At 71.9% G+C, this 23,190-nt stretch carries 18 protein-coding genes; 13 read left to right on the top strand and 5 right to left on the bottom strand.

Annotated elements, in window-relative coordinates; translation table 11 throughout:
- Positions 1-66 precede the first annotated feature (66 nt).
- From mmuM to AB8O64_RS27375, 7 genes are all read left to right on the top strand, one after another.
- On the top strand, positions 67-1,044 hold the full coding sequence (gene mmuM / locus AB8O64_RS27345) for a homocysteine S-methyltransferase (RefSeq protein WP_370421898.1): 978 nt from the start codon (positions 67-69) through the stop codon (positions 1,042-1,044).
- Positions 1,045-1,078: 34 nt separating this feature from the next.
- The gene (locus tag AB8O64_RS27350; RefSeq protein WP_370421899.1) at positions 1,079-2,566 is read left to right on the top strand and encodes a 3' terminal RNA ribose 2'-O-methyltransferase Hen1; all 1,488 of its coding nucleotides are present in this window, start codon (positions 1,079-1,081) and stop codon (positions 2,564-2,566) included.
- 5 nt (positions 2,567-2,571) lie between these two features.
- Positions 2,572-5,316: a polynucleotide kinase-phosphatase gene (locus AB8O64_RS27355; protein ID WP_370423980.1), complete on the top strand. Its 2,745-nt coding sequence runs from the start codon at positions 2,572-2,574 to the stop codon at positions 5,314-5,316.
- A gap of 185 nt (positions 5,317-5,501) precedes the next feature.
- Positions 5,502-6,734 carry an arginine deiminase gene (locus tag AB8O64_RS27360; protein ID WP_370421900.1) on the top strand — a complete coding sequence of 411 codons (1,233 nt, stop codon included), beginning with the start codon at positions 5,502-5,504 and terminating at the stop codon, positions 6,732-6,734.
- Between the two features lie 116 nt (positions 6,735-6,850).
- Entirely contained in the window at positions 6,851-7,852 is a 1,002-nt protein-coding gene (gene argF, locus AB8O64_RS27365; protein WP_370421901.1) for an ornithine carbamoyltransferase, read from the top strand.
- A gap of 191 nt (positions 7,853-8,043) precedes the next feature.
- Positions 8,044-8,871, top strand: a complete 828-nt coding sequence (locus AB8O64_RS27370; protein ID WP_370421903.1) for an enoyl-CoA hydratase family protein — start codon at positions 8,044-8,046, stop codon at positions 8,869-8,871.
- 2 nt (positions 8,872-8,873) lie between these two features.
- On the top strand, positions 8,874-11,114 hold the full coding sequence (locus AB8O64_RS27375; protein WP_370423981.1) for a bifunctional salicylyl-CoA 5-hydroxylase/oxidoreductase: 2,241 nt from the start codon (positions 8,874-8,876) through the stop codon (positions 11,112-11,114).
- Between the two features lie 19 nt (positions 11,115-11,133).
- Here the strand turns inward: AB8O64_RS27375 and AB8O64_RS27380 are convergent, their stop codons facing one another.
- A complete protein-coding gene (locus tag AB8O64_RS27380) occupies positions 11,134-11,994 on the bottom strand; it encodes a PaaX family transcriptional regulator C-terminal domain-containing protein (RefSeq protein WP_370421904.1) in 861 nt (286 codons plus the stop codon).
- Entirely contained in the window at positions 11,987-13,627 is a 1,641-nt protein-coding gene (locus AB8O64_RS27385) for an AMP-binding protein (RefSeq protein WP_370421905.1), read from the bottom strand. The genes AB8O64_RS27380 and AB8O64_RS27385 overlap by 8 nt, the downstream gene beginning before the upstream one ends.
- A 139-nt stretch (positions 13,628-13,766) precedes the next feature.
- Here AB8O64_RS27385 and AB8O64_RS27390 point away from each other — a divergent pair, with 139 nt between their 5' ends.
- Positions 13,767-14,942 (top strand): acyl-CoA dehydrogenase family protein, encoded by a 1,176-nt coding sequence (locus AB8O64_RS27390; protein WP_370421907.1) that lies wholly within the window; start codon positions 13,767-13,769, stop codon positions 14,940-14,942.
- Positions 14,939-15,340, top strand: coding sequence for a RidA family protein (locus AB8O64_RS27395; RefSeq protein ID WP_370421908.1), 402 nt, complete (start codon positions 14,939-14,941; stop codon positions 15,338-15,340). Before AB8O64_RS27390 ends, AB8O64_RS27395 begins: the two co-directional genes overlap by 4 nt.
- A 19-nt stretch (positions 15,341-15,359) precedes the next feature.
- On the opposite strand, the gene AB8O64_RS27400 is transcribed toward AB8O64_RS27395, so the two are convergent.
- Both AB8O64_RS27400 and AB8O64_RS27405 read right to left on the bottom strand, forming a co-directional pair.
- Positions 15,360-15,536: an Rmf/CrpP fold protein gene (locus tag AB8O64_RS27400; protein ID WP_370421909.1), complete on the bottom strand. Its 177-nt coding sequence runs from the start codon at positions 15,534-15,536 to the stop codon at positions 15,360-15,362.
- Between the two features lie 54 nt (positions 15,537-15,590).
- The gene (locus AB8O64_RS27405) at positions 15,591-17,120 is read right to left on the bottom strand and encodes a helix-turn-helix domain-containing protein (RefSeq protein WP_370421910.1); all 1,530 of its coding nucleotides are present in this window, start codon (positions 17,118-17,120) and stop codon (positions 15,591-15,593) included.
- Positions 17,121-17,207: 87 nt separating this feature from the next.
- On the opposite strand from AB8O64_RS27405, the gene AB8O64_RS27410 reads away from it, so the two are divergent.
- Together AB8O64_RS27410 and AB8O64_RS27415 are read left to right on the top strand one after the other, a co-directional pair.
- Positions 17,208-18,203 (top strand): hypothetical protein, encoded by a 996-nt coding sequence (locus AB8O64_RS27410; RefSeq protein ID WP_370421912.1) that lies wholly within the window; start codon positions 17,208-17,210, stop codon positions 18,201-18,203.
- Between the two features lies 1 nt (position 18,204).
- On the top strand, positions 18,205-18,567 hold the full coding sequence (locus AB8O64_RS27415; RefSeq protein ID WP_130881728.1) for a GntR family transcriptional regulator: 363 nt from the start codon (positions 18,205-18,207) through the stop codon (positions 18,565-18,567).
- 7 nt (positions 18,568-18,574) lie between these two features.
- Here AB8O64_RS27415 and AB8O64_RS27420 read toward each other — a convergent pair whose 3' ends face one another.
- Positions 18,575-19,129, bottom strand: a complete 555-nt coding sequence (locus AB8O64_RS27420) for a Uma2 family endonuclease (protein WP_370421913.1) — start codon at positions 19,127-19,129, stop codon at positions 18,575-18,577.
- 384 nt (positions 19,130-19,513) lie between these two features.
- Between AB8O64_RS27420 and acnA the strand changes: the two genes are divergently transcribed.
- Both acnA and AB8O64_RS27430 read left to right on the top strand, forming a co-directional pair.
- Complete coding sequence (gene acnA, locus AB8O64_RS27425) at positions 19,514-22,228, top strand: aconitate hydratase AcnA (protein ID WP_130881726.1); 2,715 nt, start codon at positions 19,514-19,516, stop codon at positions 22,226-22,228.
- 519 nt (positions 22,229-22,747) lie between these two features.
- Complete coding sequence (locus AB8O64_RS27430; RefSeq protein ID WP_370421915.1) at positions 22,748-23,086, top strand: hypothetical protein; 339 nt, start codon at positions 22,748-22,750, stop codon at positions 23,084-23,086.
- Positions 23,087-23,190: the final 104 nt, after the last annotated feature.

A 23,190-nucleotide genomic window follows, 5' to 3' on the forward strand; every position in this document is an offset into this window, starting at 1 on the left:
TCCGTCGCCCCGCGTCGGCTGCCGCCCGCCGGCCAGTCGCCGCACACCGCACCCGAGGAGCAGCCGGTGACAGCCGCCCCCGCCCCCAGTACGCCGCTCGCCACCGCGCTCGCGCGCGGACCGCTCGTCCTGGACGGAGGCCTGTCCAACCAACTGGCGGCGCAGGGTTGTGACCTGTCCGACGAGCTGTGGTCGGCGCGGCTACTCGCCGACGATCCGGGGCAGATCGAGCAGGCGCACGCGGCGTACGTACGGGCGGGCGCGCGGGTGCTGATCACCTCCAGCTACCAGGCCACGTACGAGGGGTTCGCTCGGCGTGGTCTGGGGCCGGAGGAGGCCGCGGGTCTGCTGCGGCGGAGTGTGGAGCTCGCCCGGCAGGCCGCGCGGGCCGACGAGGACGAGGGGGCCGGGCGGGAGGTGTGGGTCGCCGCGTCCGTGGGGCCGTACGGGGCGATGCTCGCCGACGGCAGTGAGTACCGCGGACGGTACGGGCTGAGCGTCGGTGAGCTGGAGCGCTTCCACCGGCCCCGGATCGAGGCCCTGGTGGCAGCCGGGCCGGACGTGCTCGCGCTGGAGACCGTGCCGGACACGGACGAGGCGCGGGCACTGCTGGCGGCGGTGCGGGGGTGCGGGGTGCCCGTATGGCTGTCGTACAGCGTCGTGGGGGAGCGGACCCGGGCAGGGCAGTCGCTCGCCGAGGCGTTCGCGCTCGCCGCGGACGACGACCAGGTCATCGCCGTGGGCGTCAACTGCTGTGAGCCGCGCGATGTCGACCGGGCCGTGGAGATCGCGGCGCGGACGACCGGGAAGCCGGTGGTGGTCTATCCGAACAGTGGGGAGGAGTGGGATGCGCGGGCACGGGACTGGCGGGGACGTTCCACCTTCGACCCCGAACGAGTGGAGGCGTGGCAGGCGGCGGGGGCGCGGCTCATCGGTGGCTGCTGCCGCGTCGGTCCGGACCGGATCGCGGAGCTGGCCCGTCTCCTCGAAAACCGCCCTGCCGAAACCCGCCCTGCCGAAGCCATCCCTCGCGAAAAGGGTTAGCAGTCGCCCGACGCGTCCGGCGATACTCAGTCGCGTGTTCCTGACGATAAGTACCACCGGCACGGCCAAGGCTCCCGCGACCGACCTCGGGTTTCTGCTGCACAAACACCCCGACCGGGCGCAGCGGTTCTCGACCTCCCACGGCACCGCGCACGTCCTCTACCCCGAGGCGACGGCGGAGCGCTGCACGGCGGCGCTGCTGCTGGAGATCGACCCCGTGGCGCTGGTGCGCAGGAGCAAGGGCCAAGGCCGTGGCGGTGCCCCCGACTCGGCGCTGGCGCAGTACGTCAACGACCGGCCGTACGCGGCGTCCTCGCTGCTGGCGGTGGCGCTCGCCGCCGTCTTCTCCAGTGCTCTCAAGGGCCAGTGCGCCGCCAGGCCGGAGCTGCCGGGCACGCCGATGCCGCTGCGTATCGAGGTGCCCGTGCTGCCCGCCCGGGGCGGCGCCGGGCTGGTGGAGCGGCTCTTCGCGCCGCTGGGCTGGGCGGTGACGGCCCGGCCGGTGGAGCTGGACGCGCGGTTCCCCGAGTGGGGCGACTCGCGCTACGTCCAGCTGGTCCTGGAGGGCGAGCTGCCGCTCGCGGACGCGCTGCGGCATCTGTACGTGCTGCTGCCGGTGCTGGACGACGCCAAGCACTACTGGGTGTCGCCCGACGAGGTGGAGAAGCTGCTGCGCGCCGGTGCCGGCTGGCTGGAGAGCCACCCCGAGCAGCGGCTCATCACCAGCCGCTATCTCGCCCGCCGCTGGTCGCTCACCCGCGATGCCCTCGCCCGGCTCGCCGAGGCGGACGACGCCGAGGCCGAAGAGCTCGACAACGCCGTGGACGAGGAGGCGGACACCGAGGAGAAGCCGGTGCCGCTGGCCGTGCGGCGACGGGAGGCGATCCTCGGCGCCCTGCGCGCGGCCGGCGCGGAGCGCGTGCTCGACCTCGGGTGCGGGCAGGGCCAGCTGGTGGGGGAGCTGCTCAAGGACACCCGGTTCACCGAGATCGTCGGAGTCGACGTCTCGATGCGCGCGCTCAAGGAGGCGTCGCGACGGCTGCGGCTGGAGCGCATGACCGAGCGCCAGTCGGCGCGGGTGAGGCTGCTGCAGGGTTCGCTCGCCTACACCGACCGCCGGCTCGCCGGGTATGACGCGGCCGTGCTCAGCGAGGTCATCGAGCACCTCGACCTGCCCCGGCTGCCCGCCCTGGAGTACGCCGTGTTCGGCGCCGCCCGGCCCGCGACGGTCGTGGTGACCACGCCCAACGTGGAGTACAACGTCCGCTGGGAATCCCTCCCCGCCGGACACGTCCGGCACGCGGACCACCGCTTCGAGTGGACCCGGGAGGAGTTCCGCGCCTGGGCGGGCACGGTCGCCGAACGACACGGGTACTCGGTGGAGTTCGCCCCGGTGGGCCCCGACGACCCCGACGTGGGGCCGCCCACCCAGATGGCGGTCTTCCACAAGCTGAACAGCGACAGGACCCGCGAGGGCGGCACCCCGCACACCGAGACCGCGAAGGAGGCGAAGGCGGTATGAACGCGATGAACGGCCCGACCCCGAGCTCGACCCCGAGCCCGGCCCCCAACCCCGAGCACCGCACGCTCGCCGTGCCCGACCTGTCCCTCGTGGTCCTCGTCGGCGCCACCGGCTCCGGCAAGTCCACCTTCGCCGCCCGGCACTTCAAGCCCACCGAGGTCGTCTCCTCCGACTTCTGCCGCGCCCTGGTCAGCGACGACGAGAACGACCAGAGCGCCAGCGGTGACGCCTTCGACGTCCTGCACTACATCGCGGGCAAGCGGCTCGCCGCCGGGCGGCTCACCGTCGTCGACGCGACGAACGTCCAGCCCGAGGCCCGCAAGCAGCTCGTGGCCCTGGCCCGCCAGTACGACGTGCTGCCCGTCGCGATCGTCCTCGACATCCCCGAGCAGGTCTGCGCCGAGCGCAACGCCACCCGCCCCGACCGGGCCGGGCTGCCGCGCCGCGTCATCCAGCGCCACCAGCGCGAGCTGCGCCGCTCCCTGCGCCACCTGGAGCGCGAGGGATTCCGCAAGGTGCACGTCCTGCGGGGCGCCGCGGAGACCGACGCGGCCGAGATCGTCCGGGAGCGCCGCTTCAACGACCTGCGGCATGTCACCGGCCCGTTCGACATCGTCGGCGACATCCACGGCTGCCGGTCCGAGCTGGAGAGTCTGCTCACCGAGCTGGGCTATGCCCTGACCCGCGACGAGGCCGGCCGCCCGGTGGACGCCGCGCACCCCGACGGGCGCACCGCCGTCTTCGTCGGCGACCTGGTCGACCGCGGCCCCGACAGCCCCGGTGTGCTGCGCCTCGTCATGGGCATGGTCGCCGCCGGGCACGCCCTGTGCGTCCCCGGCAACCACGAGAACAAGCTCGGCCGTTACCTGAGCGGCCGCAAGGTCCAGCACTCCCACGGCCTCGCCGAGACCATCGAGCAGTTGGAGCGCGAGGACGCCGCCGACCCGGCCTTCCGTGCCCGGGTGCGGGAGTTCATCGAGTCCCTGGTCAGCCACTACGTCCTCGACGGCGGGGCGCTCGTCGTCTGCCACGCCGGGCTGCCCGAGAAGTACCACGGCCGCACCTCCGGCCGGGTCCGCTCGCACGCCCTGTACGGCGACACGACCGGCGAGACCGACGAGTTCGGCCTGCCCGTGCGCTACCCCTGGGCCGAGGACTACCGCGGCCGTGCCGCCGTGGTCTACGGCCACACCCCGACCCCCTCGGCCACCTGGCTCAACAACACCATCTGCCTCGACACGGGCGCCGTCTTCGGCGGCCGGATGACCGCCCTGCGCTGGCCCGAGCGCGAGCTCGTGGACGTGCCCGCCGAGCGTGTCTGGTACGAGCCGACGAAGCCGCTCGCGAGCGAGGCCCCGGGCGGCGCCGACGGGCGCCCGCTCGACCTCGCCGACGTCACGGGCCGCCGGTCCGTGGAGACCCGCCACATGGGCCGCATCGCCGTGAAGGAGGAGAACGCGGCCGCGGCCCTGGAGGTCATGAGCCGCTTCGCCGTCGACCCCCGGCTGCTCACCTATCTCCCGCCGACCATGGCACCCTGCGCGACGTCCAAGGAGGAGGGCTATCTGGAGCACCCCGCGGAGGCCTTCGCCGCCTACCGCGCCGACGGTGTGCGCCAGGTCGTCTGCGAGGAGAAGCACATGGGCTCGCGCGCCGTGGTCCTTCTCTGCCGGGACGCGGACGTGGCCCGCGAGCGGTTCGGCGCCCCCGAAGGTGCCTCCGGGGCGTTGTACACGCGCACCGGACGGCCGTTCTTCGACGACCCGGAGATGACCGAGCGCGTCCTCGGCCGGCTGGGCCGCTGCGTGGACGCGGCGGGCCTGTGGGCGGAGCTCGACACGGACTGGCTGCTGCTGGACGCCGAGCTGATGCCCTGGTCGCTCAAGGCCGCGGGCCTGCTGCGCCATCAGTACGCGGCCGTCGGCGCGGCCGCCCGTACGGTCTTCCCCGGCGTGCTCACCGCCCTGGAGTCGGCCGCGGCCCGTGGGGTGGACGTCGCGGACCTGCTCGGCCGTCAGCGCGAGCGGGCCGAGGACGCCGAGGCGTTCACCGAGGCCTACGGGCGCTACTGCTGGCCGGTCGGCGACACCGCGCGGGGCTGGCCGGGCGAGAGCGAGGAGCCGGCACCCGGACGTCCGGGACGGGCCGAGGCAGGCTCCGGGGGCACGGACGGTCTGGACGGCATCCGCCTTGCCCCGTTCCAGGTTCTGGCCGCCCGGGGGCGCTCTCTCGCCGCGCTCCCGCACGACGAGCAGCTCGCCTTGATCGACCGTCTGATCGAGGCCGAGGCCTCCCTGGAGGCCGCGCCCGCCGAGGGAGACGCCCCCTACCTGAACCGCCTCCTCGCCCCCACCGGCCGGCTGGTCGTCGACACCGAGGACGAGGCGTCGGTCGCCGCGGGCGTGCGCTGGTGGCTGGAGCTGACCGCCGCCGGTGGCGAGGGGATGGTCGTCAAGCCCCTCGGCGCGCTGCTGCGGGGAGCCGACGGCCGGCTCGTCCAGCCGGGTATCAAGTGCCGTGGCCGGGAGTACCTGCGGATCATCTACGGCCCGGAGTACACCCGCCCGGACAACCTCGCCCGGCTGCGCGTGCGCCACCTCGGCCACAAGCGCTCGCTCGCCCTGCGGGAGTACGCCCTCGGCCTGGAGGCGCTGGAGAGGCTGGCGGCCGGGGAGCCGCTGTGGCGCGTTCACGAGGCGGTCTTCGCCGTCCTCGCCCTGGAGTCCGAGCCGGTGGACCCCCGGCTCTAGTCGACCCCCGGCTCCAGCGGGACCTCCGAGCCGGGGCCCCCGGCTCCAGCGGGATTCGAGCCGGCCTCGACCGGTCATGGCAGGGGGTCCGCGGTGCACGCCGCGGATCCCCTGCCGCCCCGCCACGACGCCTTCCACGTGCCGGGTGCCGAGTGATCACGGTGTGATGGGGCCAGGATGGAGAGATGGGATTCCATGTCGATTCCGAGGCCGGGCGGCTGCGCCGCGTCATCCTGCACCGCCCCGACCTGGAGCTGAAGCGGCTCACCCCGACCAATAAGGACGCCCTCCTCTTCGACGACGTGCTCTGGGTGCGTCGCGCCCGTGCCGAGCACGACGGCTTCGCCGACGTGCTGCGCGAGCGCGGGGTGGAGGTGCATCTCTTCCAGGATCTGTTGCAGGAGAGCCTCGTGGTGCCGGCGGCGCGTTCGCTCGTGCTGGACCGGGTCTTCGACGAGAAGGAGTACGGGCCGCTCGCCACCGACCATCTGAGAGCCGCGTTCGACGCGATGACCGCCACCGAGCTGACCTCGTCGCTCGTCGGCGGAATGACCAAGCGCGAGTTCCTGGAGCGGCACGCGGAGCCGGTCTCCGTGCGCTTCCACGTCATGGACCTCGACGACTTCCTGATCAATCCGCTGCCCAATCACCTCTTCACCCGCGACACCTCGGCCTGGGTGTACGACGGGGTGTGCATCAACGCCATGCGCTGGCCCGCCCGTTGGCACGAGACCGTGCACTACGAGGCCGTCTACCGGCACCACCCGCTCTTCGCCCGGGGCGGCTTCCACCTCTGGTCCGAGGGCCAGGCGGCCTACCCGTCGACGATAGAGGGCGGCGACGTCCTCGTCATCGGGGAGGGGGCGGTGCTCATCGGCATGAGCGAACGGACCACCCCGCAGGCCGTGGAGATGCTGGCCCGCGGTCTCTTCGCGGCCGGGTCGGCCCGCACGATCGTGGCGCTGGACATGCCCAAGACCCGGGCGTTCATGCATCTGGACACCGTGATGACGATGGTCGACGGCGACACTTTCACGCAGTACGCGGGGCTGGGCATGCTCCGCTCGTACACGATCGAGCCCGGGACGAGCGAGAGCGAGCTGAAGGTCACCGACCACCCCCCGGAGCACATGCACCGCGCGATCGCCGCCGCCCTCGGGCTCGACGACATCCGGGTGCTCACCGCGACCCAGGACGTGCACGCGGCGGAGCGTGAGCAGTGGGACGACGGCTGCAATGTGCTGGCGATCGAGCCGGGAGTGGTGGTCGCGTACGAGCGCAACGCGACGACCAATACGTTTCTGCGCAAACATGGAGTGGAGGTCATCACGATCCCGGGCAGCGAGCTGGGCCGGGGCAGGGGCGGCCCGCGCTGTATGAGCTGCCCGGTCGAGCGGGACGCGGTGTCCTCGCGCTGAGGAGCGCGTGGCCCCTCGCACGTGGCCCATCACACAGTGGGACGCCATGCATAGTGATGCGATGAATCGTATATAGTTCCGATTTTCCCCTGCAGTCGTGACTAGGAGCCCACCCCATGGCGACAGACCTCAAGGGCCGCCACTTCCTCAAGGAGACGGACTTCACCGCGGAGGAGTTCCACGGCCTGATCGAGCTGGCCGCGGAACTCAAGGCGGCCAAGCGCGCGGGCACCGAGGAGCCGCGGCTGCGGGGCCGGAACATCGCGCTCGTCTTCGAGAAGACCTCGACCCGCACCCGCTGCGCCTTCGAGGTGGCCGCCGCCGACCAGGGCGCCCGTACGACCTATCTGGACCCCGCGGGCTCCCAGGTCGGACACAAGGAGTCCGTCAGGGACACCGCACGGGTGCTCGGCCGGATGTTCGACGGCATCGAGTACCGCGGCCACGGCCAGGAGGTCGTCGAGGAACTGGCCGCGCACGCCGGGGTGCCGGTCTTCAACGGTCTGACCGACGAGTGGCACCCCACCCAGATGCTCGCCGACGTGCTCACCATGAGCGAGCACACCGCCAAGTCGCTGGAGCACGTCGCCTTCGCCTACCTCGGCGACGCCCGGTACAACATGGGCAACTCCTACCTGGTCACCGGCGCCCTCCTCGGCATGGACGTACGGATCGTGGCCCCCGAGGAGCTCTGGCCGGCCCCGGAGATCATCGCCGAGGCGCGGCGGCTCGCCGAAACGAGCGGCGCTCGCGTCACGCTGACGGCGGACGTCGCCGAAGGCGTGCGGGGCGCCGACTTCGTCGCCACCGACGTATGGGTGTCGATGGGGGAGCCCAAGGAGGTGTGGGACGCCCGGATCGCGCTGCTCGCCCCGTACGCGGTCACCATGGACGTGCTGCGCGCGACCGGCAATCCAGCGGTGAAGTTCCTGCACTGCCTGCCGGCCTTCCACGACCTCGGCACCTCGGTCGCCCGGGAGATCCACGAGCGCCACGGGCTGACCTCGCTGGAGGTGACCGACGAGGTCTTCGAGTCGGTGCACTCCGTCGTCTTCGACGAGGCCGAGAACCGGATGCACACGATCAAGGCGGTGCTGGTGGCGACCCTGGGCGACTGAGCCCGGCCGACGCACGCGGGCAAGGGCCCGGCACTCCCACTCACGGGGGCGCCGGGCTCTTGTCGTCCGCCTGTCGTCCCCTGGCCCCCGGCCTCCCATGTCTATCGCGCACTCGTGACGACAGTCACACATCGGTGATAACTTCGCCGGGCAGGCACGCACCAGCCACCGGCTGAAGGAGGCCGTGCTCCATGAGTCCGTTCACCGGCTCCGCGCACCGCACCGAGGAATGGCGGCACCTGCGCCTGACCCTCGACGCGGGTGTCGCGACCGTCACCCTCGCCCGGCCCGACAAGCTCAACGCCCTGACCTTCGGGGCCTACGCCGACCTTCGTGACCTCCTGCCCGAGCTGGCCCGTGACGGCTCCGTACGGGCCCTCGTGCTCGGCGGCGAGGGCCGCGGCTTCTGCTCCGGCGGTGACGTCGACGAGATCATCGGCGCCACCCTGGCCATGGACACCGGGCAGTTACTCGACTTCAACCGCATGACCGGCCAGGTCGTACGGGCCCTGCGCGAGTGCCCCTTTCCGGTGATCGCCGCCGTCCACGGGGTCGCGGCGGGCGCCGGGGCCGTCCTCGCGCTCGCCGCCGACTTCCGTGTCGCCGACCCGACCGCCCGCTTCGCCTTCCTCTTCACCAAGGTCGGCCTCTCGGGCGGCGACATGGGTGCCGCCTATCTGCTGCCCCGCGTCGTCGGCCTCGGCCACGCCACCCGGCTGCTGATGCTCGGCGAGAGCGTGCGCGCGCCCGAGGCCGAACGCATCGGCCTCATCAGCCAATTGGCCGAGGAGGGCGAGGTGGCCGCCACGGCGCGGACGCTCGCCCGCCGACTCGCCGACGGCCCCGCCCTCGCCCACGCCCAGACCAAGGCCCTGCTCACCGCCGAACTCGACATGCCGCTCGCCGCCGCCATCGAGCTGGACGCCGCCACCCAGGCCCTGCTGATGAACGGCGCCGACTACGCCGAATTCCACGCCGCGTTCACCGAGAAGCGGCCCCCCAAGTGGCAGGGGCGGTGACGATGAAGGTCGCGGTCATCGGCGGCGGCCCGGGCGGTCTCTACACCGCCGCGCTGCTGAAACGTCAGGACCCCGGGCACCAGGTCACCCTCTGGGAGCGCAACGCCCCCGACGACACCTTCGGTTTCGGTGTCGTCCTCTCCGACGAGACCCTCGGCGGCATCGAGAGCGCAGACCCGGTCGTCCACCGTGCCCTGAGCGAGGAATACGTCCGCTGGGACGACATCGACGTCGTTCACCGCGGCCGGGTGCTGACCTCCGGCGGACACGGCTTCGCCGCCCTCGGCCGCCGACGGCTCCTGGAGATCCTCCACGAGCGCTGCCGCGCCCTCGGCGTCACCCTGCACTTCTCCACCGAGGCGCCGCCCGCAGCGGAGCTGGCCCGCTCCCACGACCTCGTCGTCGCCGCCGACGGGGTGCACAGCCGCACCCGCGACGCCCACCGCGACGCCTTCCGCCCCACCCTCACCACACACCGCTGCCGCTATATCTGGCTCGCCGCCGACTTCGCCCTGGGCGCCTTCCGCTTCGAGTTGGCCGAGACCGAACACGGTCTGATGCAGCTGCACGGCTACCCCTTCTCGCCCCACGCCAGCACCGTCATCGTCGAGATGCGCGAGGAGGTGTGGCGGCGCGCCGGCCTCGATCGCTGTGACGAGAACACCTCCATCGAACAGTGCGGCAAGTACTTCGCCGACTTCCTCGGCGGACGCCCCCTGCGCTCTAACCACTCCGCCTGGACCGCCTTCCGCACCGTCGTCAACGAACGCTGGTCCCACGGGAACACCGTGCTGCTCGGCGACGCCGCCCACACCGCCCACTTCTCCATAGGCTCGGGCACCAAGCTCGCCGTCGAGGACGCCCTCGCCCTCACCGCCCACCTGGCGGACCGGCCCACGGTCGCCGAGGCCCTGGCCGCCTACGAGGCCGAACGGGGCCCCGTGGTGGCGTCCACCCAGCGCGCGGCCCGCGCCAGCCTGGAGTGGTTCGAGAACCTCGCCGTCCACGTCGACCAGCCACCCCGCCGGTTCGCCTTCAACCTCCTCACCCGCAGCCGCCGCGTCACCCACGACAACCTCCGTCTGCGGGACGCGGACTTCGTCGCCGCCGTCGAGCGCGAGGCGGGCATACCCCCCGCGACACCGCCGATGTTCACCCCCTTCCGGCTGCGCGAACTGACCCTGCGCAACCGCGTCGTCGTCTCCCCGATGGACATGTACTCCGCCGTCGACGGCACCCCGGACGACTTCCATCTCGTCCACCTCGGCGCCCGGGCACTCGGCGGCGCCGGGCTCGTCATGACCGAGATGGTCTGCGTCAGCCCGCAGGGCCGGATCACCCCGGGCTGTACGGGCCTGTACGCGCCGGAACACGAGGAGGCCTGGCGCCGTATCACCGACTTCGTCCACACCCGGGCCCCCGGCACCGCCATCGGCGTCCAGCTCGGCCACTCCGGCCGCAAGGGCTCCACCCGCCTCATGTGGGAGGGCATCGACCAGCCGCTCCCCGACGGCAACTGGCACGTCGTCGCCGCGTCCCCGCTGCCCTACCGCCCCGGCGTCAACCAGACCCCCAAGGCCCTCACCGGACCGGAACTCGCCGCGATCCGCGAGCAGTTCGTACGCTCCGCACAGGCCGCCGCCCGGGCCGGCTTCGACCTCCTCGAACTGCACTGCGCGCACGGCTATCTGCTGTCCGGCTTCCTCTCCCCCCTCACCAACCGGCGCGACGACGCCTACGGCGGCGACCTCGAAGGCCGGCTGCGCTACCCCCTGGAGGTCTTCGACGCCGTCCGGGCCGTCTGGCCCGCCGACCGGCCCATGACCGTCCGCATCTCCGCCACCGACTGGGCCGACGGCGGCACCACCGCCGACGACGCGGTCACCGTGGCCCGCGCCTTCGCCGACCACGGCGCCGACGCCATCGACGTCTCCACCGGCCAGGTCGTCCCCGACGAGAAACCCGCGTACGGCCGCTCGTACCAGACGCCCTTCGCCGACCGGATCCGCCACGAGGTGGGCATCCCCGTCGTCGCGGTCGGCGCCATCTCCTCCTGGGACGACGTCAATTCGCTGATCCTGGCGGGCCGTGCGGACCTCTGCGCCCTCGCCCGCCCGCACCTCTACGACCCGAACTGGACCCTGCACGCCGCGGCCGACCAGGGCTACACCGGCCCCGGCGCGCCCTGGCCGCAGCCGTACCGGGCGGGCAGCCGCAAGCCACCGACGGGGCGCACGGTCTGACCGGGGAAAGGCGGCCCGGCTACGCCAGGACCGGTGCGACGAACCGCCCGCCCGCGTCCCGCAGCCGCGCGTGCAGGGCGCCGAACACCCGGGCGGCCCGCCCGCCCGGCCACCGGTCCGGCAGCAGTGACGCCGGCAGCCCCGGGTCGGCGTACGGCAGCCGCCGCCAGGAGTCCAGCGCGAGCAGGTAGTCGCGGTAGGCCTCCTCCGGCGGCAGCGTCCGCCGGCGCGCCCAGCGCCGCAGCACGGGCTCGTGGGCGTCCAGGAACGTTTGGTGCTGTGTGGCCAGCGCGTCCAGGTCCCACCACCGGGCCACCGCCTCGGGGGTCGGGTCGAAGCCGAGGTGGCCGCCCTTGAACAGGTCGACGTAGGCGTCCAGTCCGAGCCGCTCCAGGGTGTGCCGCGTCTCCTCGTAGACATGTGCCGGGGCGATCCACACCCCGGGTGCCGCGGTGCCGAACCCCAGTCTGGTCAGCCGGGAGCGCAACAGGTGCCGCTTGTGCCGCTCCTCCTCGGGGACCGAGAAGACGGCCAGCAGCCACCCCTCCCCGGCCCGTGCCGGGGAGCGGCCGTAGATCCGCCGGTCGCCGTCGCGCAGCAGCTCCCGGGCGTCCTCCGACAGCCCGTAGCCCGCCGCCCCGCCCGCCGTGCGGCCCGCGACGAGCAGCCCGCGGCGCTTGAGCCGGGAGACGGCGGACCGCACCGACGGGGAATCCACGCCCACGGCGCCGAGCAGCCGGATGAGGGCCGCGATCGGTACCGGACCGGCCGGGTCGTCGGCGCTGCCGCGCCCGTACGCGCCGTAGAAGGTGACGATGAGGGACCTGGGGGTGTGGGACGGCTGCGGGTCTGTCGGCTGGTCAGTCGGCTGGTCAGTCACGGGGAAACTGTAAAGCGCCCGCACGCAGCCTGAAGCGCTGGAGTTTGCCGGTGGGCGTGCGGGGAAGGGCGTCCAGGAACTCGATCTCGCGAGGGCACTTGTAGGGAACGATCTCCTTTTTGGTGAACTCCCGCAGCTCCGTGACGGTCTCCTCGGTACGCGGCACTCCCGCCCGCAGCACCACGTGCGCGACGACCACCTGGCCGCGCCGGCTGTCCGGCCGCCCGACGACGGCCGCTTCGAGGACGTCGGGATGGCGTAACAGGGCTTCTTCGACCTCGGGTCCCGCGATGTTGTACCCCGCCGAAATGATCATGTCGTCGGCGCGGGCCACATAGTGGAAGTAGCCGTCCTCGTCCCGGATGTAGGTGTCCCCGGTGAGGTTCCAGCCGTCCCGCACGTAGTCGCGCTGACGCTCGTCCGTCAGATAGCGGCAGCCGGTCGGGCCGCGCACGGCCAGCAGCCCCGGCTCGCCGTCCGGCAGCGGACGGCCGTCGGTGCCGATCACCCGTGCCTCGTAACCGGGCACCGGCAGCCCGGTCGTGCCGGGCCGGGCCGCCTCGTCGGCCGCGGAGATGAAGATGTGCAGCATCTCGGTGGCGCCTATGCCGTTGATGACGCGCAGCCCGGTCGCGCGCTGCCAGTCGTGCCAGAGGGCGGCGGGCAGGTGCTCGCCCGCGGAGACGCACCGGCGCAGCGAGGAGACGTCGTACGCGCCGAGTTCGCCCAGCATCGCGCGGTAGGCCGTCGGCGCGGTGAACAGCACCGAGACCCGGTGCCGTTCGATGTCGGCGAGCAGCCGCCGGGGGCCTCCCCAGTCGGCGAGCAGGGTCTGGGCGCCGGCGCGCAGCGGGAAGACGAGCAGCCCGCCGAGCCCGAAGGTGAAGCCCAGCGGCGGGCTGCCCGCGAAGACGTCGTCGGGGCGCGGCCGCAGGACGTGGGCGGAGAACGTGTCGGCCATGGCCAGCACGTCACGGTGGAAATGCATACAGCCCTTGGGGCGTCCGGTCGTGCCGGAGGTGAAGGCGATGAGCGCGACGTCGTCCGCGGAGGTCTCGACAGGTGCGTACGCTATGGATTTTTTGGCCGCGAGCCGCAGCAGATCGTCCCCGTCGCCCCCGCCGAACGGTGTGATCGCCAGGGCCGGGACCCCGGCCGCGACCAGATCGTCGAGCGACCGGGCGTCGCACAGCGCGTGCCGCACCCGCGCCAGTTCGCAGATCGTCGCGAGTTCGTGCGGGCGCTGCGCGGCCAGCACGGTCACCGCCACCGCCCCCGCCTTCATCACCGCGAGCCAGCAGGCCGCCAGCCAGGGCGTGGTGGGGCCCCGTAACAGGACGCGGTTGCCGGGGACCACCCCGAGGTCCTCGGTGAGGGTGTGGGCGATCCGGTTCACCCGGGCGGTCAGCTCGCCGTACGACCAGACGCGGCCCTCGCCGTCCCGCACGGCGGGCCGGTCCTCGCCCAGCCGCGCCATCGTCGCGTCCAGCAGCTCGACCCCGCAGTTGAGGCGGTCGGGGTAGCGCGGCCCCCGCGCCCCCGGCAGGTCGAAGCGGAGATCCGGCCACTGTCCGCCGGGTGGTAAGTGGTCGCGCGGAAAGGTGTCGACATGGGCCGACGGCATGAGCTCCATCGCGGGTTGCGCCCCCTAGCGCCGAGGAAAAATGGAGGTGAACCGGGGGTCTTGCCAGCCATGCGGATCCGCTGCCAGCGTAGCGACTTGGTGACGGCAGTCAACAGAGCGCGATACCACTGACCGAGGAGGGTGCCCGGTGTCGACACCGTTCGCACTGGACCAGGGGCAGCGTGACTGGTGCGCAGAGCTGCGCGCCCTCGCCGCGGGGCGGCTGCGCCCCCTGGCGGACAAGGGCGAGCCCGGCCGGGTCAACCGGCCGCTCGTCGCGGCTCTCGGCGAACTGGGCCTGCTGGCCCGGCTCTTGCCCGCCGACGGGCCCGTACGGGCCATGGACCTGTGCCTGCTGCGCGAGTCCCTGGCCCTGGAGTCCACGGAGGCCGAGACGGCCCTCGCCCTCCAGGGCCTCGGCACGTATCCGATCGTGGACGCGGGGACCCCCGCGCAGCGGGCGCGCTGGCTGCCGGAGGTGGTGGCGGGCCGCGCGGTCGCCGCGTTCGCGCTCAGTGAGCCCGGCGCGGGCTCCGACGCGGCGGCGCTCGAACTGCGCGCGGAGCGCGAAGGGACCGTCTGGCGGCTCACGGGGGAGAAGAGCTGGATCTCCAACGCCCCCGAGGCCGACCTCTACACCGTCTTCGCCCGCACCGGCCCGGCCCCCGGCGCCCGTGGCGTCACCGCCTTCCTGGTCCCCGCCGACCGCCCCGGCCTCGGCGGCCACCCGCTCGCCATGGTCAGCCCGCACCCCATCGGCACCCTCACCTTCGACGCCGTCCCGGTCGGCCCCGACGACGTCATCGGTGAGGTCGGCGGCGGCTTCCGTGTCGCCATGCGCACCCTGGACCTCTTCCGCCCGAGCGTCGGCGCCTTCGCCGTCGGCATGGCGAGGTCCGCGCTCCGCGCCGCCCTGGCCCACGCGGCCGGACGCCACGCGTTCGGCGGGCCGCTGAAGAACCTCCAGGCCGTCTCCCACCAGCTCGCCGAGATGGCGACCCGCACCGAGGCCGCCGCCCTGCTCGTCCACGCGGCCGCGGCGGCGTACGACGCGGGCGAACCCGGCACGGCGGGCCGCTCGGCGATGGCCAAGCTGTTCGCCACCGAGACCGCGCAGTACGTCGTGGACGCCGCCGTGCAGATCCACGGCGCCCGCGCCCTGGAACGCGGCCACCTCCTCGAACACCTCTACCGCGAGGTCCGGGCGCCGCGCATCTACGAGGGCGCGACGGAGGTGCAGCGCACGATCATCGCGAAGGAGCTGTACCGGGCGGGCGCGGAGGGCGCCACCTCCCCTACGAGGACCCAGGAGCCGGGCCGATGAGCGACCTCGAACGCGTCAACCCGGCCGAGCTCTCCCCGCCCTCCGGCTTCTCCCACGCCGTCACCGCCACCGGCGGCCGGCTGGTCTTCCTCGCCGGACAGACGGCCCTCGACGGTGCCGGCAAGGTCGTCGGCCAGGGACTGCCGGAACAGTTCGAACGGGCCCTGGCCAACCTCCTCGCCGCCCTGCGCGCCGCCGGAGGCGAGCCGCAGCACCTGGCGCGCGTCACCGTCTACGCCACGGACGTCGGCGACTACCGCGCGCACGCCCGCGACCTCGGCGCGATCTGGCGCCGGCTGGCAGGTCGCGACTACCCGGCCATGGCCGTGATCGGCACGACCCGGCTCTGGGACGAGGAGGCCCTGGTCGAGCTGGACGGGGTCGCGGTCCTGCCGTGACCGAGCGCCGACCGCGCGCTCAGCCCTCGCCCGCGCCGTCCTTCCGGTCGTCGCGGGCGGCGGCCCAGCCGCGCAGCCATGCCGCCCGCAGCGGATCACCCGGCGGGTACGGACAGTCGGCCACCTGCTCGCCCAACTCGTACGCCAGCCGCCCCTCCTTGAGCGCCACCACCAGCTCGGCCTTGTTCACCGCCACGAGGGCCACCTCTCCACCGCCGTTTGGTCCGTGGGATCAGTGTGACCCGTGGGATCAGATGTCGCGGAAGATCTCGATCTGGGCGCCGATCGAGTTGAGGCGCTCCGCCAGGTCCTCGTAACCCCGGTTGATCACATAGACATTGCGCAGCACCGACGTGCCCTCCGCGGCCATCATGGCCAGCAGGACGACCACGGCGGGCCGCAGGGCCGGCGGGCACATCATCTCGGCCGAGCGCCAGCGGGTCGGGCCCTCGACGAGGACGCGGTGCGGGTCGAGGAGCTTGACGTCGGCGCCGAGGCGGTTGAGGTCGGTGAGGTAGATGGCGCGGTTGTCGTAGACCCAGTCGTGGATGAGGCTCTGGCCCTGGGCGGTGGCGGCGATGGCCGCGAAAAAAGGCACGTTGTCGATGTTCAGGCCCGGGAACGGCATCGGGTGGATCTTGTCGATCGGCGCCCGCAGCTTGGAGGGGCGCACCGTCAGGTCCAGCAGCCGGGTGCGGCCGTTGTCCGCCGGGTACTCCGGGCTGCGCTCGTGGTCGAGGCCCATCTCCTCCAGGACGGCCAGCTCGATCTCGAGGAACTCGATCGGCACACGGCGGATCGTCAGCTCCGACTCCGTCACGACGGCGGCGGCGAGCAGGCTCATCGCCTCGACCGGGTCCTCGGAGGGGGCGTAGTCGACGTCGCGGTCGATGGTGGCCACGCCGTGCACGGTGAGGGTCGTGGTGCCGATGCCCTCGACGCGCACGCCGAGCTCCTCCAGGAAGAAGCAGAGGTCCTGGACCATGTAGTTGGAGCTGGCGTTGCGGATGACGGTGACGCCCTCGTGGCGGGCCGCGGCCAGCAGGGCGTTCTCGGTGACGGTGTCGCCGCGCTCGGTCAGCACGATCGCCCGGGTGGGTGCGACCGAACGGTCGACCTGCGCGTGGTACGTGCCGTCCGTGGCCGTGACTTCCAGGCCGAAGTGGCGCAGGGCCGTCATGTGCGGCTGGACGGTCCGGGTGCCGAGGTCGCAGCCGCCGGCGTAGGGGATCTTGAAGTGGTCCATGCGGTGCAGCAGCGGACCGAGGAACATGATCACGCTGCGGGTGCGGCGGGCGGCCTCGGTGTCCATCGCGGCCAGGTCCAGCTCGGCGGGCGGCACGATCTCGAGGTCGTTGCCGTCGTTGATCCAGCGGGCCTTGACGCCGATGCTGCCGAGCACCTCGAGGATCCGGTAGACCTCCTCGATGCGGGCGACGCGGCGCAGCGTCGTACGGCCGGCGTTGAGGAGGGTCGCGCACAGCAGGGCCACGCAGGCGTTCTTGCTGGTCTTGACGTCGATGGCACCGGAGAGCCGGCGTCCGCCGACGACGCGCAGATGCATGGGCCCGGCATAGCCGAGGGAGACGATCTCGCTGTCCAGCGCCTCACCGATGCGGGCGATCATATCAAGGCTGATGTTCTGATTTCCCCGCTCGATACGGTTGACCGCGCTCTGGCTGGTCCCGAGGGCATCGGCGAGCTGCGACTGCGTCCAGCCACGGTGCTGACGGGCGTCACGGATGAGCTTGCCGATACGGGCGAGGTAGGCGTCTGTCATGAGACAGACGGTATCTCAGATATGAGATCCCTTCCCCATTGATCATTGTTCTATTACTATGCAAACAACTGAAAGGGAGGCGTGCACATGACCCTGAACGCGCCCGTACGACCCGCGGCGATCCGGCGCCGCCCGTTCGTTGTGGCGTCGCCCTATCTGCTCGGCGCCGCCGCGTTCCTCGCTGTTTTCCTCAGTCGCCGGGACCGGCTGCCCGATCCCATGGCCACCCACTTCGCCGGCGCCGGCCGTGCCGACGGCTTCACCGCGCTCGGTGTCTTCCCGTATGCGGCCCTCGGTGTGCTGCTCGTACCGGCAGCCCTTTTCGTCTGGTTCGCCCGGGCGGAGGGCGGCAGACACGCGAACGGGCGGGCGCTCGTCGCCGTCGCCTACGGGGTCGCGGGGTTCGGCGGCTTCCTGCTCACCGACCTCGTCGTCGCCAACGCGCGGGCCGGCTCCGCCGAGGATGCCCGGCTCGGCCCCTGGCAGCTGGCGGCGGCCCTGGTCGTCGCCGCCGTCGCCGCCGCGCTCGGACTGCTCCTGGCCGGCCGGAGCGCGCCGGCCGTGCCTGAAGCGGCCGACGGCCCGGCCTCCGCACCCCGGCTCGCCCTCCAGGAGGGGGAGAGCGTGACCTGGACGCGGACCGTCGGTTCCCGCGCGCTCTTCGCCTGCGGACCCGCGCTCCTCGCCCTGGGCCTGCTGGTCGCGCTCGTCGCGGACTGGGGCTCGGCCCTCACCCTGCTCGTCCCCGGCGCGCTGCTGTCCGTCATGGCCGGCGCGCGCGTCACCGTCGACCGGCACGGGCTGACCGCCACCGCGCCCTGGCTGCCGTGGCCCCGGCTGCGGGTCCCGCTCGCCCGTATCGAGGAGGCGACCAGCCGGGACATCAACGCCTGGAAGGACATGGGCGGTTGGGGCTACCGCGTCCACCCGGGCCGCAGCGGACTCGTGCTGCGCTCCGGCGACGCTATCGTGGCCCGGCTGACCACCGGAAGCGAGTTCGTGATCACCGTCGACGACGCGGCCACGGCGGCCGCACTGCTCAACGCGCTGGTCGCCCGCGACCGCGCGCACCACGGGGGCTGATGTGCTGATCCGACTCGACCCCGCCTCCCCGCTGCCGCTCGGCGACCAGATCGCCGCCGCCGTTCGCGGAGCCATCGCCGACGGCGCCGTCCGCCCCGGCGAACGCCTCCCCGCGGCCCGCGCGCTCGCCGACTCCCTCGGCGTCAACGTCCACACCGTGCTCCGGGGCTACCAGCGCCTGCGCGAGGAGGACCTCATCGAGCTGCGCCGCGGCCGCGGCGCCGTGGTCACCGGCGGTGACACCTCCCCGGGCCGCGCCCGCCTCGTCGAGGGCGTCCGCCACCTGATCGCCGAGGCCCGCACCCTCGGGCTCTCCGACGAGGAGGTCCTGTCCCTGGTCAGGACGGGGCTGGCGGGGCGGTGAGGCGAAGTCAGAACTCCGAGGTGTCCAAGGTGAGGTCGAAGGGCTCGGGGAGGTGTACGGGGGTGCCGAACGGCAGAGGGCCGTTCACCTTCGTGTACCCCAACTTGCCTGCCTCGGCGAAGAGCGTGCAGGACTTCTCCTGGCGATCGACCAAGAGGTAGAGGGGCGCCCCGTACTCGGCGTACCGACGGCGTTTCACGATTCTGTCGGTGTCACCGTTGGAGTCCGAGGTGACCTCGACGATCAGAAGTGTCTGGTCGGGCAGCAGGGCCGGGGCGTCCTTTGCCAGGGCCTTGGGGACAACCGCCACATCAGGGATGTACCAATTGCTACTGCCGGGGAGATCCAGATTGCCCGAACCCGAGACGCAGCCCAGTTCTGCGACCTTGGGTGCGATCTGGTTGCGGATCTGGTCGGCTGCGGTTTCGTGTCCCCAGCTCGGACACATCATTTCGATGACCCCCTCCACGATCTGCACCCGGTCCCCTTGGTGGTGCTGGATCGCGTACTTCAGCGCGGTTTCGGGGTCGTCGGCCGCATAGACATGAGGTTGCGTGCTCATAGGTCCTCCCGCGGGCATGGTGACTGCAGCATGACGACTGCACCGTTTCTATAGCAATCGGCACCCGCGCAGGGCCTTCCTGCGCACCCTTCACTCGCACAGGTGAACGGGTGCGCGCTCCGCGGGAGCGCCGCTCCGGGCCGCCGTCGTGCCCTCCGTGTCGGCCGTTCGTCCGCGGGCGAGGGCCACGCACGGCCTATCAGGGCATGACCGTGCCGCAGCGATGTACTAGAGTTATCTCGACATCGAGATATCTGCCGAGAGGCGTACCGCTGCCGCGCCAGTAAGGCCTACCTAACTTAGGTTCACCTTAACGGATCGGCGTGGAGCTGTGACGGCAGGATGGCCGTGGTACGCGCGAATTCATGCATGAAGGAGACTGTCGTGTCGGCGAACAGCTTCGACGCCCGCAGCACGCTGCAGGTGGGCGACGAGTCGTACGAGATCTTCAAGCTGGACAAGGTCGAGGGCTCCGCCCGTCTGCCCTACAGCCTGAAGGTCCTGCTGGAGAACCTGCTCCGCACGGAGGACGGCGCGAACATCACCGCCGACCACATCCGGGCGCTGGGCAACTGGGACTCGCAGGCCCAGCCCAGCCAGGAGATCCAGTTCACGCCGGCCCGCGTGATCATGCAGGACTTCACCGGCGTGCCCTGCGTCGTCGACCTCGCCACCATGCGTGAGGCCGTCAAGGAGCTCGGCGGCGACCCGGCGAAGATCAACCCGCTGGCCCCGGCCGAGCTGGTCATCGACCACTCCGTCATCGCCGACAAGTTCGGCACGAAGGACGCCTTCGGCCAGAACGTCGAGCTGGAGTACGGCCGCAACAAGGAGCGCTACCAGTTCCTGCGCTGGGGCCAGACCGCCTTCGACGAGTTCAAGGTCGTCCCCCCGGGCACCGGCATCGTCCACCAGGTGAACATCGAGCACCTGGCCCGTACGGTCATGGTCCGCAATGGCCAGGCGTACCCCGACACGCTCGTCGGCACCGACTCGCACACCACCATGGTCAACGGCCTCGGCGTGCTGGGCTGGGGCGTCGGCGGCATCGAGGCCGAGGCCGCGATGCTGGGCCAGCCGGTCTCCATGCTCATCCCGCGCGTCGTCGGCTTCAAGCTGACCGGTGAGCTCCCGGCCGGCACCACCGCCACCGACCTGGTGCTCACGATCACCGAGATGCTGCGCAAGCACGGCGTCGTCGGCAAGTTCGTCGAGTTCTACGGCGAGGGTGTGGCGGCGACGAGCCTCGCCAACCGCGCCACCATCGGCAACATGTCGCCGGAGTTCGGCTCCACCGCCGCGATGTTCCCGATCGACGGCGAGACGCTGAAGTACCTCAAGCTCACCGGCCGCTCCGAGCAGCAGGTCGCGCTCGTCGAGGCGTACGCCAAGGAGCAGGGCCTCTGGCTGGACCCGGCCGCCGAGCCGGACTTCTCCGAGAAGCTCGAGCTGGACCTCTCCACGGTCGTCCCCTCGATCGCCGGCCCGAAGCGCCCGCAGGACCGCATCGTCCTGGCGAACGCCGCCGCGCAGTTCGCGCAGGACGTCCGCAACTACGTCGACACCGTCGACGAGGCGGGCAAGGAGTCCTTCCCGGCCTCCGACGCCCCGGCCATCTCCACCGGCGCCCCGTCGAAGCCGGTCACCGTGACCGCCCCCGACGGCTCGACCTACGAGATCGACCACGGCGCCGTCACCGTCGCCGCGATCACCTCCTGCACCAACACCTCGAACCCCTACGTCATGGTCGCCGCGGCGCTCGTGGCCAAGAAGGCCGTCGAGAAGGGCCTGACCCGCAAGCCGTGGGTCAAGACCACCCTCGCCCCGGGCTCGAAGGTCGTCACCGACTACTTCGACAAGGCGGGTCTGACCCCGTACCTCGACAAGGTCGGCTTCAACCTCGTCGGCTACGGCTGCACCACCTGCATCGGCAACTCCGGCCCGCTGCCGGAGGAGGTCTCCAAGGCCGTCAACGAGCACGACCTGGCCGTCACCTCGGTGCTCTCCGGCAACCGCAACTTCGAGGGCCGGATCAACCCCGACGTCAAGATGAACTACCTGGCGTCGCCGCCGCTGGTCGTCGCGTACGCCCTCGCCGGCTCCATGAAGGTGGACATCACCAAGGACGCCCTGGGCACCGACACCGACGGCAACCCGGTCTTCCTCAAGGACATCTGGCCGTCCGAGGCCGAGGTCAACGACGTCGTGGCCAACGCCATCGGCGAGGACATGTTCAACAAGTCCTACCAGGACGTCTTCGCGGGCGACGCGCAGTGGCAGGCGCTGCCGATCCCGACCGGCAACACGTTCGAGTGGGACACCGAGTCCACCTACGTCCGTAAGCCCCCCTACTTCGAGGGCATGACGATGGAGACCACCCCGGTCTCCGACATCGCCGGCGCCCGCGTCCTGGCGAAGCTGGGCGACTCGGTCACCACCGACCACATCTCCCCGGCCGGTGCCATCAAGGCCGACACACCGGCCGGCAAGTACCTCACCGAGCACGGTGTCGAGCGTCGTGACTTCAACAGCTACGGCTCGCGCCGCGGCAACCACGAGGTCATGATCCGCGGTACGTTCGCCAACATCCGCCTGCGCAACCAGATCGCGCCGGGCACCGAGGGCGGCTTCACCCGCGACTTCACGAAGGAAGACGCCCCCGTCTCCTTCATCTACGACGCCTCGCGCAACTACATCGACCAGGGCATCCCGCTGGTCGTCCTGGCGGGCAAGGAGTACGGCTCCGGCTCGTCCCGCGACTGGGCCGCCAAGGGCACCGCGCTGCTCGGTGTCAAGGCCGTCATCGCCGAGTCCTACGAGCGCATCCACCGCTCGAACCTCATCGGCATGGGCGTCCTGCCCCTGCAGTTCCCCGAGGGCGCCTCGGCCGAGTCCCTGGGCCTGACGGGCGAGGAGACCTTCACCTTCACCGGTGTGACCGAGCTGAACAACGGCACCACGCCGCGCACGGTCAAGGTCACCACCGACACCGGTGTCGAGTTCGACGCGGTCGTCCGCATCGACACCCCCGGCGAGGCGGACTACTACCGCAACGGCGGCATCATGCAGTACGTGCTGCGCTCCCTGATCCGCAAGTAAGCGGTATCGGTTAAGCGTTCACAGGGCCGCACCCCGTCTCGTACGGGGTGCGGCCCTTCGCCGTATGCCGGGCGGGCATATCGCCTCGCCAAACCTCCCGGGGCATTCCCCAACTCGTCCGGGTGATCCGAGTATTGATGATGTGTCCCACATTCCGCTGCGGGTTAGGCTCCCTGCCGGGACGACGGAAGCTGTCGTTCCAGAGGGAGGGCAAGCGATGGGATCCGCCGTGACCTTCGGGGAACTCGGCCGGCTTTGCGGTGAGGAGCTTCCCCGGCGGATCGCACTTTCGACTGTGCTGCCGACAAGCGCCATGGGTTCCGACCCACCCGTGTTCCCGACGCTCGTGAGAACGGAGCACGGAACGACGGTGGCCTATGCCTGCGAATACCGGCAGGACGCGGGCAGTCCCGGTCTTCTCGTCGCGCTGGGACTGGCTCCCAGCTCTCCCGGGCACAGCACCACCTGTATTCCTGCGGCTATTTCCAGCCGCTGACCGCTTCGAGAAGGGGTACGGAAATGGACAACGCCATCAGCTTCGAGGAACTCGACCAGGTCGCGGGCGAGGTGCTGCCCGAGCGCACCGTCATGGGCATCATCGCCACGCCGCTCACCTTCGGCGACCCCCACGGCGACGGCGGCGGCGTCGGCGCGGGCGCCTCCAGCAGCAGCTCCGCCACGGCCTCGGGCGGCGGCGTGTACGCCCCCGCTCCCAGCGACCACGGCACCACCATGCTGTCGGCCTGCCAGTCCGTGGACCGGCAGCAGCCCGCCGGCCTGCTGAGCTCGCTCGGTCTGCACTCGCAGAACCCGGCCACCGGCCTCCACTGCGTCCCGGCAGCCGTCTCCAGCCACTGATCGCGTAGCGGCCCGCCGTAACGCCCGGGGAAGGGCCGGAGTGCGTCCGGCCCTTCCCCCGCCACGCCCCAGGCAGTCCGCCGGTCATCTCACGGAGAGCGCCC

Source organism: Streptomyces sp. QH1-20 (assembly GCF_041283565.1).
GTDB lineage: Bacteria > Actinomycetota > Actinomycetes > Streptomycetales > Streptomycetaceae > Streptomyces > Streptomyces syringius.

Coding starts and splice junctions, on each gene's coding strand:
- argF (WP_370421901.1), top strand. CDS start 6,851: ATGGCGACAGACCTCAAGGGCCGCCACTTCCTCAAGGAGACGGACTTC.
- AB8O64_RS27395 (WP_370421908.1), top strand. CDS start 14,939: ATGAGCGACCTCGAACGCGTCAACCCGGCCGAGCTCTCCCCGCCCTCC.
- AB8O64_RS27430 (WP_370421915.1), top strand. CDS start 22,748: ATGGACAACGCCATCAGCTTCGAGGAACTCGACCAGGTCGCGGGCGAG.
- AB8O64_RS27385 (WP_370421905.1), bottom strand. CDS start 13,627: ATGGAGCTCATGCCGTCGGCCCATGTCGACACCTTTCCGCGCGACCAC.
- AB8O64_RS27375 (WP_370423981.1), top strand. CDS start 8,874: ATGAAGGTCGCGGTCATCGGCGGCGGCCCGGGCGGTCTCTACACCGCC.
- AB8O64_RS27370 (WP_370421903.1), top strand. CDS start 8,044: ATGAGTCCGTTCACCGGCTCCGCGCACCGCACCGAGGAATGGCGGCAC.
- AB8O64_RS27405 (WP_370421910.1), bottom strand. CDS start 17,120: ATGACAGACGCCTACCTCGCCCGTATCGGCAAGCTCATCCGTGACGCC.
- AB8O64_RS27420 (WP_370421913.1), bottom strand. CDS start 19,129: ATGAGCACGCAACCTCATGTCTATGCGGCCGACGACCCCGAAACCGCG.
- AB8O64_RS27360 (WP_370421900.1), top strand. CDS start 5,502: ATGGGATTCCATGTCGATTCCGAGGCCGGGCGGCTGCGCCGCGTCATC.
- AB8O64_RS27410 (WP_370421912.1), top strand. CDS start 17,208: ATGACCCTGAACGCGCCCGTACGACCCGCGGCGATCCGGCGCCGCCCG.
- AB8O64_RS27355 (WP_370423980.1), top strand. CDS start 2,572: ATGAACGGCCCGACCCCGAGCTCGACCCCGAGCCCGGCCCCCAACCCC.